The 16,014-nt window shown below is 68.5% G+C and carries 11 protein-coding genes; all 11 read right to left on the minus strand.

Annotation, left to right across the window (positions count from 1 at the left end; translation table 11 throughout):
• Window positions 1-87: 87 nt before the first annotated feature.
• On the minus strand, window positions 88-2,184 hold the full coding sequence (gene fusA, locus AB0F61_RS30740) for an elongation factor G (RefSeq protein ID WP_357816832.1): 2,097 nt from the start codon (window positions 2,182-2,184) through the stop codon (window positions 88-90).
• A gap of 74 nt (window positions 2,185-2,258) precedes the next feature.
• Window positions 2,259-2,729: a 30S ribosomal protein S7 gene (gene rpsG / locus AB0F61_RS30745; protein ID WP_007465317.1), complete on the minus strand. Its 471-nt coding sequence runs from the start codon at window positions 2,727-2,729 to the stop codon at window positions 2,259-2,261.
• A gap of 1 nt (window position 2,730) precedes the next feature.
• The gene (rpsL, locus tag AB0F61_RS30750; RefSeq protein ID WP_007465318.1) at window positions 2,731-3,105 is read right to left on the minus strand and encodes a 30S ribosomal protein S12; all 375 of its coding nucleotides are present in this window, start codon (window positions 3,103-3,105) and stop codon (window positions 2,731-2,733) included.
• Between the two features lie 509 nt (window positions 3,106-3,614).
• Window positions 3,615-3,995 carry a hypothetical protein gene (locus AB0F61_RS30755; RefSeq protein WP_357816852.1) on the minus strand — a complete coding sequence of 127 codons (381 nt, stop codon included), beginning with the start codon at window positions 3,993-3,995 and terminating at the stop codon, window positions 3,615-3,617.
• A 582-nt stretch (window positions 3,996-4,577) separates the two neighbouring features.
• Window positions 4,578-4,946 (minus strand): hypothetical protein, encoded by a 369-nt coding sequence (locus tag AB0F61_RS30760; protein ID WP_357816835.1) that lies wholly within the window; start codon window positions 4,944-4,946, stop codon window positions 4,578-4,580.
• A 93-nt stretch (window positions 4,947-5,039) separates the two neighbouring features.
• Window positions 5,040-8,927: a DNA-directed RNA polymerase subunit beta' gene (locus tag AB0F61_RS30765; protein ID WP_357816838.1), complete on the minus strand. Its 3,888-nt coding sequence runs from the start codon at window positions 8,925-8,927 to the stop codon at window positions 5,040-5,042.
• A gap of 80 nt (window positions 8,928-9,007) precedes the next feature.
• Complete coding sequence (locus AB0F61_RS30770) at window positions 9,008-12,439, minus strand: DNA-directed RNA polymerase subunit beta (RefSeq protein WP_204942104.1); 3,432 nt, start codon at window positions 12,437-12,439, stop codon at window positions 9,008-9,010.
• Between the two features lie 569 nt (window positions 12,440-13,008).
• Window positions 13,009-13,398: a 50S ribosomal protein L7/L12 gene (rplL, locus tag AB0F61_RS30775; protein ID WP_030329874.1), complete on the minus strand. Its 390-nt coding sequence runs from the start codon at window positions 13,396-13,398 to the stop codon at window positions 13,009-13,011.
• 54 nt (window positions 13,399-13,452) lie between these two features.
• Window positions 13,453-14,001: a 50S ribosomal protein L10 gene (gene rplJ / locus AB0F61_RS30780; RefSeq protein ID WP_357816841.1), complete on the minus strand. Its 549-nt coding sequence runs from the start codon at window positions 13,999-14,001 to the stop codon at window positions 13,453-13,455.
• A 341-nt stretch (window positions 14,002-14,342) separates the two neighbouring features.
• A complete protein-coding gene (locus tag AB0F61_RS30785) occupies window positions 14,343-15,032 on the minus strand; it encodes a hypothetical protein (RefSeq protein ID WP_357816844.1) in 690 nt (229 codons plus the stop codon).
• Window positions 15,029-15,892, minus strand: coding sequence for an ATP-binding cassette domain-containing protein (locus tag AB0F61_RS30790; protein WP_357816847.1), 864 nt, complete (start codon window positions 15,890-15,892; stop codon window positions 15,029-15,031). The genes AB0F61_RS30785 and AB0F61_RS30790 overlap by 4 nt, the downstream gene beginning before the upstream one ends.
• Window positions 15,893-16,014: the final 122 nt, after the last annotated feature.

Raw genomic sequence — 16,014 nt, forward strand, 5'->3', positions numbered from 1 at the left:
TACAGGCCCGGTCTCACGCGATCCGATCGTGGTGGCCGCGGGCGGGTAACCCTCCCGCGACCGACCACGAATCACCTGCTCAGGGCGTTACTCGCCCGTTGCCTTCGCGATGATCTCCTTCGCGACGCTCTGCGGAACCTCGGCGTAGGAGTCGAACTGCATGCTGTAGCTAGCCCGGCCCTGGGTCTTCGACCGCAGGTCGCCGACGTAGCCGAACATCTCCGACAACGGCACCAGAGCCCTGACGATGCGGGCGCCACTGCGCTCCTCCATCGCCTGGATGATGCCGCGGCGGGAGTTGAGGTCACCGATGACGTCACCCATGTTCTCCTCAGGAGTGGTGACTTCAACGGCCATCATCGGCTCGAGCAACGCGGGATCGGCCTTGCGGGCCGCGTCCTTCATCACCATCGAGCCGGCGATCTTGAATGCCATTTCCGACGAGTCGACCTCGTGGTACTGGCCGTCAAGCAGAGTCAGCTTCACACCGACGAGCGGGAAGCCCGCGAGGATGCCGTACTGCAGCGCGTCCTGCGCACCGGCGTCCACCGACGGGATGAACTCCCGGGGGATCCGGCCGCCGCTGACGGCGTTGGCGAACTCGTAGGTCGGCGATTCGTTGTCCAGCGGCAGCGGCTCGACGCTCACGATCACGCGGGCGTACTGGCCGGAACCACCGGTCTGCTTCTTGTGGGTGTACTCGACCTTGTCCACCTTGCGGCGGATGGTCTCGCGGTACGCCACCTGCGGCTTGCCGACGTTGGCCTCGACGTTGAACTCGCGGCGCATCCGGTCGACCAGGATGTCCAGGTGCAGCTCACCCATGCCGGAGATGACCGTCTGACCGGTCTCCTCGTCCAACTGGACGCGGAAGGTCGGGTCCTCCTCGGCCAGCCGCTGGATGGCGGTGCCGAGCTTCTCCTGGTCGGACTTGGTCTTCGGCTCGATCGCCACCGAGATGACCGGCTCCGGGAAGGTCATGGACTCCAGGATCACCGGGTTCGCCGGGTCGGAGAGCGTGTCGCCGGTGGTGGTCTGCTTGAGACCCTGCACGGCGATGATGTCGCCGGCCTGCGCCGACGGACGCTCTTCCCGCTTGTTGGCGTGCATCTGGTAGATCTTGCCGATGCGCTCCTTGCGGTCCTTGGTGGAGTTGACCACCTGGGAACCGGAATCGAGCGTGCCGGAGTAGACCCGCACGTAGGTGAGCTTACCGAGGTGCTTGTCCGTCTGGATCTTGAACGCCAGGCCGGAGAACGGCTCCGAGTTGGACGGCTTCCGCAGCAACGGGGTCTCACCGTCGGGGGCCGTACCCTCGATGGCCGGAACGTCGAGCGGCGACGGCAGGAAGTCGACAACGGCGTCGAGCATGGGCTGAACGCCCTTGTTCTTGAACGCCGAGCCGCACAGCACCGGGTTGGCCTTGCCGGCGATGGTGGCACGCCGAATGGCGGCCTTGATCTCCTCGACGGAGACCTCCTCGCCTTCCAGGTACTTCTCCATCACCGCGTCGTCGACGTCGGCCAGGGTCTCCATCAGCTTCTCGCGCCACTCGGCCGCGGAGTCGGCCAGGTCGGCCGGGATCTCCTCGATCGCGTAGTCCTCACCCTTCTGGGTCTCCCCACGCCAGGTGAGCGCGCGCATGCCGATCAGGTCGACGACACCGATGTGGTCGCCCTCGAGCCCGATCGGGATCTGGAGCACCAGCGGGGTGGCGTTCAGCCGGTCGATCATCATCTGCACGCAGCGGAAGAAGTCGGCGCCGGTCCGGTCGAGCTTGTTGACAAAGCACATCCGCGGGACGTTGTACTTGTCGGCCTGCCGCCAGACGTTCTCCGTCTGCGGCTCCACGCCGGCGACACCGTCGTAGACCGCGACCGCACCATCCAGCACCCGCAGCGACCGCTCGACCTCGACGGTGAAGTCGACGTGACCGGGCGTGTCGATGATCTGGATCGTGTGGCCCTTCCACTCACACTTGGTAGCAGCGGAGGTGATGGTGATGCCACGCTCCTGCTCCTGCTCCATCCAGTCCATGACGGCAGCGCCCTCGTGGACCTCACCGATCTTGTACGTGATGCCGGTGTAGAACAGGATCCGCTCGGTGGTCGTGGTCTTACCGGCATCGATGTGCGCCATGATGCCGATGTTGCGTACGTTGGCGAGCGCGTCTGCGGCGGCCACTTCAATCCCTACTTATCGTCGTCTCGACACAACTGGTGGCGGTTCCGGCGCCCGGAGGCGCCGGAACCAGGGTGTTACCAGCGGTAGTGCGCGAAGGCCTTGTTCGACTCGGCCATCTTGTGCGTGTCCTCGCGCCGCTTGACGGCGGCACCGAGGCCGTTGCTCGCGTCGAGCAGCTCGTTCATCAGCCGCTCGACCATGGTCTTCTCGCGCCGGGCGCGCGAGTAGGTGACCAGCCAGCGCAGGCCCAGCGTGGTCGCCCGGGTCGGGCGGACCTCGACCGGAACCTGGTAGGTGGCGCCACCGACGCGACGGCTGCGCACCTCGAGGGTCGGCTTGACGTTGTCCATCGCCCGCTTGAGGGTGACGACCGGGTCGGTGCCGGACTTCTCGCGGCAGCCCTCCAGGGCCGCGTACACGATGGACTCGGCGAGCTGACGCTTGCCGCGCAGCAGGATCTTGTTCACCAGCTGGGTGACCAGCGGCGAGTTGTACACCGGGTCAGCGACCAGTGGCCGCCGCGGAGCGGGTCCCTTACGCGGCATGTCAGCTCTTCTCCTTCTTCGCGCCGTAACGGCTGCGCGCCTGCTTGCGGTTACGGACACCCTGGGTGTCGAGCGAACCGCGAACGATCTTGTAACGCACGCCGGGGAGGTCCTTCACCCGGCCGCCGCGCACGAGCACGATCGAGTGCTCCTGGAGGTTGTGACCGACGCCCGGGATGTAGGCGGTCACCTCGATCTGGCTGCTGAGCTTCACGCGAGCGACCTTGCGCAGCGCCGAGTTCGGCTTCTTCGGGGTGGTGGTGTACACGCGGGTGCACACGCCGCGCCGCTGAGGGGAACCCTTCAGCGCCGGGGTCTTGGTCTTGGTCGTCTTCGCCTGGCGGCCCTTTCGGACCAGCTGCTGGATCGTGGGCACCGGGTTTCTCCGCTCCCTTCGGCCGCATTCGCGGCCGCGCCGTCTGCTCGTTAGCCGGCCTGCTGACCGGCTCTCCTACATTCCGACCTGGGCCACCTCACGGAGGCCCCGGCACCCGCGGTCGGGCGTGTCGCCCTCTTCACGGTCCCGTTGCGGACGCTTGCGCGTGCGATCGGGTTTGTGTCACCGGCGCGCGGGTCGCCCCGCCCCGGATCCTTGGCTTGTCGTGCCGCCGTCCGGAATCCGGAAACAGCGCACGCACGAGTTGCCCGGGCATGCCCGGGCACAAGGGGAAAGAGTACCTACCACAACCGCCCAGGTCAAAACGGAAGGGCCCGGCGACTGTCTCACACCCGCCGGTCGAATCTCGTTTTGCCCCGTCGCCCGCGATGGGCACCTACGAACACAAGTGTACCGGCTTCCCCGCGGGACCACCCGTCACCCCCGGGCCGGACAGCGGCGAGGGGGTGCAAAGGCGGGTCAGGTGCCGGAGCGGACCGTGACCAGCCTCAGGTCAGGGTGAGCAGCAGCGCCACTCCGAGACCCAGGACGCTGAGCAGTGCCCCCGCCGCGCCACAGCTCATTCCGGCCACCGCGAGCCCTCTGCCGGTGAACCGGACCGCAGGAGGCGCGGCCGGACGGCGGATCTGCCGCCGGCCGAGCAGACCGGCGACGATCGCCCCCACCCCGGCCAGCAACCCGAGCGTTGCGAAAGCTCCGGAAGCCCAGGCCCCGCCCTCGTTCGCGAAGGCCACCCCGAAGCAGATCACCAGGAACGACACCAGGACCGACGCGATCCCTGCCACCAGGGCCCCGATGGCAAGCCCAGACGTGACCGGTGCCACATCCAGGTGCACGACACCGAACGGGGTGCCCGCCACCGCCTCCACCCGTTTCGGCGGCCGGTGCTGGGCGTCGGCAGGTGGCGGAACCGGATGCCCCGGCATCCCAGCCCAACCCGGCGCGGGACCGGACGGCGGACCCCAACCCGGCGGGACACCGGGCCCGGACTGCGGCGGACCCCAACCCGACGGCATGCCGGCCCCGGACTGCGGCGGACCCCAACCGGGCGGCATTCCAGGCCCAGGTTGCGGCGGACCCCACCCGTACGGGCCACCGGACGACGGCGGACCCCAACCCGGCGGTGTCGGGGTGGGCACCCCGGAGGCCGGGTACGGCTGACCGGAGCCGGGCGGACTTGTCGTACCCCACCCTGGGTGCGGCGCGGCAGAGGTCGGCGCGCCAGGCGTGGCCGCGGGTGGGTGCGGCTCGCTGTTCGGGCCCGGCTGCGCCCAGCCGGTGGGTTCCGACGCTGTCAGCTCGGACGGGGCCGGCTGGCCGGCCGGCTCGTCCGCAGGGGGCCGCGCCGGATCCGTCACGAGGTCCTCCTGTCGAAAGGCCGCCACCGCCGCACGGCGGACACCGGCCAGGCTACCGCCGAGGGCGCCGGCGCCGACGCCGGGCGCGGCGGCTCAATCCATGTTCGCCGGGTAGTCGTGACCGAACGGCGCACCAGCCAACCGCACCACGCCGATCACCACCAGTGCCACCACGCTGACCGCGACCAGCACCAGGCCGGTCCAGGCCATCCGCTCCCCCCGTCGCAGCCAGCTACCGCCGGTCAGGAACCCCCCCGAGGAGTACGCCTCACGGCGCGCCTGCCGGGCCAGTTGCAGTGCCACCGTCGCCGGCACCACCCCGCCGATGAACAACCCGGTCAGCAGGCCGAGCAGCCCGAGCGCGAAAACCGCCCGAGCCTTCGTGGCGCGGGCCGGATCCGGGTCCAACGGGTGGCGCAGGCCCTGCTGCGCGACGGACACCTGCCCGGGTGCGGTCGTCATCCCCCCATCATGCCGAACTCGACAGGGGGTGGGTGGGTCCGGACACGACGAGGCCCCCGGTGGATACCGGGGGCCTCGTCGTGTGCCTGGTGTTTAGCGGTACGACCCGAAGTCGAAGTCGTCAAGCGGCACAGCCTGCCCGCTGGCCGGTCCGAAGCCGTAGTCGGTCTCCGGGTACCCGGTCATCGAGTAGACCTTGGCCTTGGCCTCCTCGGTCGGCTCGACCCGGACGTTGCGGTACTTGCTGATGCCCGTACCGGCCGGGATGAGCTTTCCGATGATCACGTTCTCCTTGAGGCCGACCAGCGAGTCGCTGCGCGAGTTGATCGCAGCGTCGGTCAGCACCCGGGTGGTCTCCTGGAAGGAGGCCGCCGAGAGCCAGGAGTCGGTGGCCAGCGAGGCCTTGGTGATACCCATCAGCACCGGACGACCGGCGGCGGGCTCGCCGCCCTCCGAGACGAGCCGGCGGTTCTCCGACTCGAACAGCGCCCGGTCGACGAGCACACCCGGCAGGAACTCGGTCGAGCCGGAGTCGATGACCGTCACCCGCTTGAGCATCTGGCGGATGATGATCTCGATGTGCTTGTCGTGGATGAGCACACCCTGCGAGCGGTAGACCTCCTGGACCTCACTGGTCAGGTGGACCTGGACCGCCCGCGGACCCATGATCCGCAGAAGCTCGTGCGGGTCGATGGTGCCCTCGGTCAGCTTCTCGCCGACCGCGACGTGACCGCCGTCGTGGGTCCGGAGCTTGACCCGCTTCGAGATCTTGTCGTAGACGATCTCTTCGCTGCCGTCGTCCGGCACCACGATGATCTTCCGCGAGCGCTCGCCGTCCTCGATCCGGATCCGACCCGGGGTGTCGGCGATGGGCGCCTTACCCTTCGGGACCCGAGCCTCGAAGATTTCCTGCACACGCGGCAGACCCTGGGTGATGTCCTCACCCGCGACACCACCGGTGTGGAAGGTACGCATCGTCAGCTGCGTACCGGGCTCACCGATGGACTGGGCGGCGATGATGCCGACCGCCTCGCCGATGTCGACCGACTTGCCGGTCGGCAGCGACCGGCCGTAGCAGGCCGCGCAGACGCCCAGCTTCGACTCACAGGTGAGCACGCTGCGCACTCGGACCGTCTCCACGCCGGCGGCGACGATCTTGTCGACCCCGATGGAGTTGATGTCCTGACCGCGCTCGGCGACCACGGTGCCGTCCGGCCCCTTGATGTCGTCGGCCAGGGTCCGGGCGTGCACGCTGGTCTCGGCGTGCGTGTGGACGACGAGCTTGCCGTCGAGCTTCTCGCCGATCTGCATCGGGATCGCCCGGTCGGTGCCGCAGTCCTCTTCGCGGATGATGACGTCCTGCGAGACGTCCACCAGACGACGGGTCAGGTAACCCGAGTCGGCGGTCCGCAGCGCGGTGTCGGCGAGACCCTTACGGGCACCGTGCGTGGAGATGAAGTACTCCAGCACGGACAGACCCTCCCGGTAGCTGGCCTTGATCGGCCGCGGGATGATCTCGCCCTTCGGGTTGGCCACCAGACCACGGATCGCGGCGATCTGCCGGAGCTGGAGCAGGTTACCGCGGGCACCCGAGTTGATCATCTTCCACAGTGGGTTCTCCTGCGGCAGCGCGGTGTCCATCTCCTTGGCGACCTCGTTGGTCGCCTTGGTCCAGATCGTGATGAGCTCGCCGCGACGCTCCTCGGCGGTCATCAGACCACGCTGGTACTGCTTGTCGATCTGGTCGGCTTCCTTCTCGTACTTCGCCAGGATCTCCGCCTTACGCGGCGGAGCGATGACGTCCTCCATGCCGATCGTCACGCCGGACCAGGTGGCCCAGTGGAAACCGGCCTCCTTGAGCCCGTCCAGGGTGGCGGCCAGCGCCACCTTGGGGAAGCGCTCGGCGAGGTCGTTGACGATCGCGGAGAGCTGACCCTTGCGGATCTCGTAGTTCACGAAGCGGTAGCCCTGCGGCAGCGTCTCGTTGAACAGCACCCGACCCAGGGTGGTCTCCACGGTCAGCGGGTCACCCTCGACCCAGCCCTCCGGGGCGGTCCACGCCTCGGCGCCGGCGCCGTTGTCGACACCGACCACGGCACGCAGGCGGATCTTCACAGGCGCCTGCAGGTGCAGCTCGCCGTTGTCGAAGGCCATCCGCGCCTCGGCGTCCGAGCTGAACGCCCGGCCCTCGCCCTTCTCACCGGCGGTGAGGTGGGTGAGGTGGTACAGACCGATGACCATGTCCTGCGTGGGCATGGTGACCGGCTTACCGTCGGCAGGCTTGAGGATGTTGTTCGACGACAGCATCAGGATCCGGGCCTCGGCCTGAGCCTCGGCGGACAGCGGCACGTGCACCGCCATCTGGTCACCGTCGAAGTCGGCGTTGAACGCGGTGCAGACCAGCGGGTGGATCTGGATCGCCTTGCCCTCGACCAACTGCGGCTCGAAGGCCTGGATGCCCAGACGGTGCAGGGTCGGCGCGCGGTTCAGCAGCACCGGGTGCTCGCCGATGACCTCTTCCAGCACATCCCACACGACCGGGCGCTGACGCTCGACCATCCGCTTGGCGGACTTGATGTTCTGTGCGTGGTTGAGGTCGACAAGCCGCTTCATCACGAACGGCTTGAACAGCTCCAGCGCCATCTGCTTGGGCAGACCGCACTGGTGCAGCTTGAGCTTCGGGCCGACCACGATGACCGAACGGCCGGAGTAGTCGACGCGCTTGCCCAGCAGGTTCTGGCGGAACCGGCCCTGCTTGCCCTTGAGCATGTCGGACAGCGACTTGAGCGGGCGGTTACCCGGACCGGTGACCGGCCGACCACGACGGCCGTTGTCGAACAGCGCGTCGACGGCCTCCTGGAGCATCCGCTTCTCGTTGTTGACGATGATCTCGGGCGCGCCGAGGTCGATCAGTCGCTTGAGGCGGTTGTTCCGGTTGATCACGCGGCGGTACAGGTCGTTCAGGTCCGAGGTCGCGAACCGGCCACCGTCGAGCTGCACCATCGGGCGCAGGTCCGGCGGGATGACCGGGACGCAGTCCAGCACCATGCCGAGCGGCGAGTTGCGGGTGTTCAGGAACGCCGCGACGACCTTGAGCCGCTTGAGCGCCCGGATCTTCCGCTGACCCTTGCCGGACCGGATGGTCTCCCGCAGGCTCTCGGCCTCGGCGTCGAGGTCCATGTTCTGGACCAGCGCCTTGATCGCCTCCGCGCCCATGGAACCGGTGAAGTACTCACCGAACCGGTCGCGCAGCTCGCGGTAGAGCAGCTCGTCGGTGACAAGCTGCTTCGGCTCCAGCTTGCGGAAGGTGTCCAGCACCTCGTCCAGGCGGTCGATCTCGCGCTGGGCCCGGTCGCGGATCTGGCGCATCTCGCGCTCTCCGCCCTCCTTGACCTTGCGCCGGACGTCCGCCTTGGCACCCTCGGCCTCCAGCTCGGCCAGGTCGGCCTCGAGCTTGGCGGCCCGCTTCTCGATCTCCGAGTCGCGGCTGTTCTCGGACTGCCGCTTCTCGGCCAGGATCTCGTTCTCGATCGTCGAGAGGTCACGGTGACGCGACTCCGCGTCCACGCTCGTCACGACGTACGAGGCGAAGTAGATGATCTTTTCGAGGTCCTTGGGGGCGAGGTCCAGCAGGTAGCCCAGCCGGCTCGGAACGCCCTTGAAGTACCAGATGTGGGTCACCGGAGCGGCGAGCTCGATGTGCCCCATCCGCTCACGACGGACCTTGGAGCGAGTCACCTCGACGCCGCAGCGCTCACAGATGATGCCCTTGAACCGGACGCGCTTGTACTTACCGCAGTAGCACTCCCAGTCCCGCTGCGGACCGAAGATCTTCTCGCAGAAGAGCCCGTCCTTTTCCGGCTTCAGGGTGCGGTAGTTGATCGTCTCAGGCTTCTTGACCTCGCCGTGCGACCACTGACGGATGTCGTCGGCGGTGGCGAGACCAATGCGCAGCTCGTCGAAGAAGTTGACGTCGAGCACTATGTCCCCTATGTCGTCGTCTGTACTGCTAATTCTCGGGTGGGGTCGGGGGCCGGCGAGCCGGCCCCCGACCGCTCACCTCAGACCTCTTCGACCGAGCTCGGCTCGCGCCGGGACAGGTCGATGCCCAGCTCCTCAGCGGCCCGGAACACCTCGTCGTCGGTCTCGCGCATTTCCAGGGCCACACCGTCGCTGGACAGCACCTCAACGTTGAGGCACAGCGACTGCAGCTCCTTGAGCAGCACCTTGAACGACTCCGGGATGCCCGGCTCCGGGATGTTCTCGCCCTTGACGATGGCCTCGTAGACCTTCACGCGGCCGAGCACGTCGTCGGACTTGATCGTGAGCAGCTCCTGCAGGGCGTACGCGGCGCCGTACGCCTGCATCGCCCAGCACTCCATCTCACCGAAACGCTGACCACCGAACTGCGCCTTACCACCCAGCGGCTGCTGCGTGATCATCGAGTACGGGCCGGTCGAACGAGCGTGGATCTTGTCGTCGACCAGGTGGTTGAGCTTCAGGATGTAGACGTAGCCGACCGCGATCGGGTCCGGCAGCGGCTCACCGGAACGACCGTCGAACAACTGCGCCTTGCCGGTACGGCCGATCAGCTGCTTGCCGTCCCGGTTGGGCAGGGTCGACTCGAGCAGACCGGAGATCTCCTCCTCGCGGGCACCGTCGAAGACCGGGGTGGCCACGTTGGTGTCCCCCTCGGACTCGTGCGCGTCGATCGAGCGGAGCTGGCGCTTCCAGTCGGCGTCGTCACCCTCGACCTTCCAACCGGTCTTGGCGACCCAACCGAGGTGGGTCTCCAGGACCTGGCCGATGTTCATCCGGCTCGGCACGCCGAGCGGGTTGAGCACGATGTCGACCGGGGTGCCGTCCTCAAGGAACGGCATGTCCTCGATCGGCAGGATCTTCGAGATGACACCCTTGTTGCCGTGCCGGCCGGCGAGCTTGTCGCCGTCCTGGATCTTGCGCTTCTGGGCGACGTAGACCCGGACCAGCTCGTTGACACCCGGCGGCAGCTCGTCGCCGTCCTCGCGGGAGAACGTGCGCACACCGATGACCGTGCCGGTCTCGCCGTGCGGCACCTTCAGCGAGGTGTCCCGAACCTCACGCGCCTTCTCACCGAAGATCGCGCGGAGCAGACGCTCCTCCGGGGTCAGCTCGGTCTCGCCCTTGGGCGTGACCTTGCCGACCAGGATGTCGCCGGGAACGACCTCGGCACCGATCCGGATGATGCCGCGCTCGTCGAGGTCGGCGAGCATTTCCTCGCTGACGTTCGGGATGTCGCGGGTGATCTCCTCCGGGCCGAGCTTGGTGTCCCGAGCGTCGACCTCGTGCTCCTCGATGTGGATCGAGGTGAGCACGTCCTGCTGCACGAGGCGCTGCGACAGGATGATCGCGTCCTCGTAGTTGTGGCCCTCCCAGCACATGAACGCCACCAGCAGGTTGCGTCCGAGTGCCATCTCGCCCTCGTCGGTGCACGGCCCGTCGGCGATGACCTGACCGGCCTCGACGCGGTCGCCCTCGAAGACGACCGGCTTCTGGTTGACGCAGGAGCCGGCGTTGGAGCGGCGGAACTTGTGCAGCAGGTACGTCCGGCGGTGGCCGTCATCCTGGTGGATGGTGACGTAGTCGGCGCAGAGATCCTCGATCACACCGCCGACCTCGGCGACCACCACGTCGCCAGCGTCGACCGCGGCCCGGTACTCCATGCCCGTGCCCACGAGCGGCGCCTCGGCCTTGACCAGCGGCACCGCCTGGCGCTGCATGTTCGCGCCCATCAGTGCCCGGTTGGCGTCGTCGTGCTCGAGGAACGGGATCATGGCGGTCGCGACCGAGGTCATCTGCCGGGGCGAGACGTCCATGTAGTCGACGGCACCGGGGAGGACGTCCTCGGTCTCGCCGCCCTTACGACGGCAGAGCACCCGCTCCTCGGCGAACGTGCCGTCAGCCTTCAGGCGCGCGTTGGCCTGGGCCTTGACGAACCGGTCCTCCTCGTCCGCGGTCAGGTAGTCGATCTGGTCGGTGACCCGACCCTCGACGACCTTCCGGTACGGCGTCTCGATGAAGCCGAACGGGTTGACCCGGGCGAAGGTGGACAGCGCGCCGATCAGACCGATGTTCGGGCCTTCCGGCGTCTCGATCGGGCACATCCGGCCGTAGTGGGACGGGTGCACGTCGCGGACCTCGAAGCCGGCCCGCTCCCGGGACAGACCACCCGGGCCGAGCGCGCTCAGCCGGCGCCGGTGGGTAAGACCCGCCAGCGGGTTGGTCTGGTCCATGAACTGGGACAGCTGCGACGTCCCGAAGAACTCCTTGATCGCCGCCACCACCGGGCGGATGTTGATCAGGGTCTGCGGGGTGATCGCCTCGACGTCCTGCGTGGTCATCCGCTCACGGACGACCCGCTCCATCCGGGACAGGCCCACCCGGACCTGGTTCTGGATCAGCTCACCCACGGTACGCAGGCGCCGGTTGCCGAAGTGGTCGATGTCGTCGGCCTCGTAGCCGTCCTCACCGGCGTGCAGCCGGCACAGGTATTCCACGGTGGCGACGATGTCGTCCTCGGTCAGCGTGCCGGTGGTGATCGGCACGTCGACTTCGAGCTTCTTGTTGAACTTGTAGCGCCCGACCTTGGCGACGTCGTACCTCTTCGGGTTGAAGAAGAGGTTGTCGAGCAGGGTCTGGGCGTTCTCGCGCGTCGGCGGCTCGCCAGGGCGCAGCTTGCGGTAGATGTCTAGCAGGGCCTCGTCCTGGCCGGCGATGTGGTCCTTCTCGAGCGTGGTCATCAGCAGCTCGGACCAGCCGAACCGCTCACGGATCCGCTCGGCCGACCAGCCGATGGCCTTGAGCAGGACCGTGACGGCCTGCCGACGCTTGCGGTCGATGCGTACGCCGACCGTGTCGCGCTTGTCGATGTCAAACTCCAGCCAGGCACCCCGACTCGGGATGACCTTGACGCTGGAGAGGTCGCGGTCGGAGGTCTTGTCCGGCTGCTTGTCGAAGTACACGCCCGGAGACCGGACGAGCTGGCTGACCACGACGCGCTCGGTGCCGTTGATGACGAAGGTGCCCTTGGGCGTCATCATCGGGAAGTCACCCATGAACACCGTCTGGCTCTTGATCTCGCCAGTGGTGTTGTTGGTGAACTCCGCGGTCACGAAGAGCGGAGCGCAGTAGGTCAGGTCCTTCTCCTTGCACTCCTCGATCGAGGCCTTGACCTCGTCGAAGCGCGGCGCCGAGAAGGAGAGTGACATGGTGCCGGAGAAGTCCTCAATGGGACTGATCTCTTCAAGGATCTCCGCGAGACCCGAGCGTGCGTGCGGGTCGTCCGCCGACCGGCCCTGCCAAGCCTCGTTGCCCACGAGCCAGTCGAAGGACTCGTTCTGGATGGCAAGGAGGTTGGGGACCTCGAGGTGTTCGGTGATCCTGCCGAATGAAACTCGGCGGGGAGCGAATGCGCTCGACGTACGACTGGTCTTCGCAGGGCGGGAAGCTGCCAAGATGCGTCCTTCCGAGGACCGGTGCTGCAGAACGGCTGGTACGCGTGCACTCCAATGACCCCACCAGAAATATCCGTAAACGGACATTTCCGAGCAGGGGTCAAGTCGGAAGGCAGCGCAAACTAGCAGTGTAGCCGAGAGGCTAACCGCTGTCCAGCCCACCCCGCAGGTCGTTTGCGGAACGTGCCTCGGCCCCCGTAAACCGGGGTCTGCCGGGCCGCTCAGAACGCAACGTCCCCACTGGGCCGCTCAGGTCGACACGGCCGATGGTGGCGCCGCTGTCATACCCACGTCGTGGCCGTCGCAAGCGCGGTGTCTTGCTGGTGTCAGCGTGCCTGGCAGCCCGGGGCCGCGTCAAGGGCCGGGATCCGGGTCGGCCCTTCTTTCCCACCGGAGGGCGACCCGCCAAGCACGTTCGGGTCGACCGCCACGGCCGCCGGCGCCCAGCTCAGAGCAGGTCGGGGCGGGAACCACAAACACGGCGGGCGGCGATCCGTGTCGGATCACCGCCCGCCGCGACGCGATCGTGTCCCAGCTCACGAGCCAGGTACGCGCAGGTGGAGCTCAGGTCACTTGAGGGTGACCTTGGCGCCCTCACCCTCGAGCTTGGCCTTCGCCTTGTCGGCGGTCTCCTTGTTGACCTTCTCCAGGATGGCCTTCGGCGCGGACTCGACCGCGTCCTTGGCCTCCTTGAGGCCCAGGCCGGTCAGCTCACGCACGACCTTGATGACCTGGATCTTCTTGCCACCGTCAGCCTCGAGGATGACGTCGAACTCGTCCTTCTCCTCCTCGGCCGGGGCAGCGGCGCCACCGGCGCCACCACCGGCAGCGGCAACCGCGACCGGAGCAGCGGCGGTGACCTCGAAGGTCTCCTCGAACTGCTTCACGAACTCAGAGAGCTCGATCAGCGTCATCTCCTTGAACGCGTCGAGCAGCTCGTCGGTGCTGAGCTTCGCCATATCTGGCGTCCTTTCCTGATTCTGTTAAGTAAGAACTGGTGCGCCGTGGGGGCCTCAGGCCGCCTCGGCGCCCTCCTGCTCGCGCTTCTTGTCCGCCAGGGCGGCCGCCGCGCGGGCGGCCTTGGAGAGCGGAGCCTGGAACAGGGCCGCGGCCTTGCTCAGGTTGCCCTTCATCGCGCCGGCCAGCTTGGCCAGCAGCACCTCGCGGGACTCCAGGTCGGCGAGCTTCGTGACCTCGGCCGCGGAAATGGCCTTGCCCTCGAAGACGCCGCCCTTGATGACGAGCTTCGGGTTGGCCTTCGCGAAGTCGCGAAGACCCTTCGCCGCCTCGACGACGTCGCCCGAAACGAAAGTCAGCGCGGTAGGACCGGTGAACAGCTCGTCGAGGCCGGTGATGCCCGCGTCCGTCGCAGCACGCTTCGCCAGCGTGTTCTTCGCGACCGTGTAGCTGGTCTCGGCGCCGAGCGAGCGCCGAAGCTGGGTGAGCTGGGAAACCGTCAGACCGCGGTACTCGGTCAGCACGGTGGCGCCCGAGCTGCGGAAGCTCTCGGTCAGCTCAGCGACGGCCGTGGCCTTGTCGGCCCGGATCGGCTTGTCCGCCATGTCCCTCCTCTCTCGTTACTCGAGGCTGGTCCCCGTCACAGCCGAAGCCGGAACAGGGGCGGAGGCAGCACGACAACGAAAAAGCCCCGGCGCAGGGCGCACGGGGCGAGGGCCGGCGGATCAACACAGTCGGCGGACCATGTTCACTGCCGAGTTACGCTTGCCGCCCTACGCGGGTCGCCCGTTGTCGCGGGACCTTCGACCGTGCCGGAGCACGGTGACCAGCGGTCTCTGGGTGGTTCCTCATCCATGAGAACACGGATGACCTGTTGGAGAGTACGCGCCTCCGCCACCAGCGCCAAATCCCGCCGGGTGAGCCACACCACCGACGCCGACGCCGCTCAGCCCTGGGCCCGCCGCCGCCACAGGTAGCCGCCGACCACGGCGGTGCTCCAGGCCAGCGCCCAGGCGGTCAGCCCCAGCAGTGTGAGCGCGGCCGCGTCGCCACCGGTGGTGCGGGCGGCGGCCATGATCGGCGGCGCCAGCCAGGGCGCCACCGAACCGCTCAGGCCGAGCACCGCCGCGCCGACACCCCCGAGGGCCAGCACCGCGACGCCGTACGCGGCACCCCCCACCGACGCCCGGCTGGCCAACGCACCGAGGGCAACAGCGGCGGGTACGGCGAGCAGGTGCGCCCACAACCCCAGCGCGAGCCCGACCAGGATCGGCCGGTCCCCCGGCTCCACCGGACCGGTGACCCCGCCGACCAGCCACGGGAAGAGCAGCGCAACGGCCACCGTCACCAGCGCCGCCACGACCGCGGCGAGGAGCCCGGCAAGCCGCTCGCGGGCCGCCCCGACGGTCACCTGGGCCAGCCGGCGCTGCACGTCCGGCTCGACGTCGAGCAGGATCTTGGTCTGCCAGGCGAGCACCGGGAACAGCACCACTGCCGAGACGCCGTACGCCTCCGCTGGCTGCGATCGGCCGCCGCCGTAGAGCGTGCCGAGCACGACCAGGCCGGCGAGCAGCGGCGCCAGCGCCCGACCGGTCCGCAGGAGAGCGGCCAGCCGCATCCGCACCAGGGCGCTCACCGGGCCTCCTCCGCTGCCTGCTCGACCGTGTGCGTGCCCTCGGTGGCCTCGGGCTGCCCGGGTGCCCGCCCACCATCGGGCCGGGCCGGGGAGGTCGATCCGGGACGAGCCTGCGACGCGGTGGTGGAGGCGTCGGCGCGTACCCGAAGAATGTGGTGGCCCTCGGCGCGCAACCGGGCGACGGTGCCGGCGACCCGCGCGGTCGGGACCGCGACCTCGACCACCGCGAACGTCTCGTCCGCCGACGGCGTCTCCTCGGTCAGTGACCCGTCGGCCACCAACCAGCGGCGCGCGGTCGGCAGCCGGACCGTTTCCCCGCGGTGGTCGCTGACCAGCACGGCACCATCGGCGGCGAGCACTTCGGAGATCAGCTCGGGAACCAGCTCGCGGGTGGTGGCGTCCAGCCCTTCCCACGGCTCGTCGAGCACCAGCAGGCCCGGCGGACGCAGCATCGCCTGGGCGAGGCCCACCTTCTGGGCGGTGCCCTTGGACAGCTCCGGCAGCCGGACCGAGCGGAAGGCGGCCAACCCGAGCCGGTCGGTCCAGGAGGCGACCGCCTCGTCGGCCGCCGCCGCGCCCAGCCCCGCCACCCGGGCCATCCCGCTCAGGTAGCGGGCCACGGTGAACGGCTGGTCGGCCGGGAAACGCTCCGGTACCCAGCCCACCCGCGCCGGTCGGTCGCTGACCCGGCCCCGGCCTGGCCGGAGGACCCCGGCGGCCACCTGGAGCAGTGTCGACTTGCCGACGCCGTTGCGACCCAGAACGACAGCCACCTCGCCCGGACCGATCCGCACGTCCACGCCGCGCAGCACCCACGGCCCACGCCTGTGGTACCGCAACCAGACGTTCTCCAGCCGCATGGGATAGAGGGTGCCACACCGCAGACGTGGTGGCCCGGTGGCGCGCGGTGCAGCTCCTGGAGCGGTGCAACTAGGGCAAATGGTCGTAGGAGCGCTCCCAAGGCGAGTTGCACTCGTAGTTG

The sequence above is a fragment of the Micromonospora sp. NPDC023888 genome (assembly GCF_040639415.1).
GTDB lineage: Bacteria > Actinomycetota > Actinomycetes > Mycobacteriales > Micromonosporaceae > Micromonospora.

Bases quoted from the DNA above. Each gene is read 5' to 3' on its own strand.
- rpsG (WP_007465317.1), bottom strand. From the start codon at position 2,729: ATGCCGCGTAAGGGACCCGCTCCGCGGCGGCCACTGGTCGCTGACCCG.
- AB0F61_RS30760 (WP_357816835.1), bottom strand. From the start codon at position 4,946: ATGACGACCGCACCCGGGCAGGTGTCCGTCGCGCAGCAGGGCCTGCGC.
- rplL (WP_030329874.1), bottom strand. From the start codon at position 13,398: ATGGCGAAGCTCAGCACCGACGAGCTGCTCGACGCGTTCAAGGAGATG.
- rplJ (WP_357816841.1), bottom strand. From the start codon at position 14,001: ATGGCGGACAAGCCGATCCGGGCCGACAAGGCCACGGCCGTCGCTGAG.
- AB0F61_RS30790 (WP_357816847.1), bottom strand. From the start codon at position 15,892: ATGCGGCTGGAGAACGTCTGGTTGCGGTACCACAGGCGTGGGCCGTGG.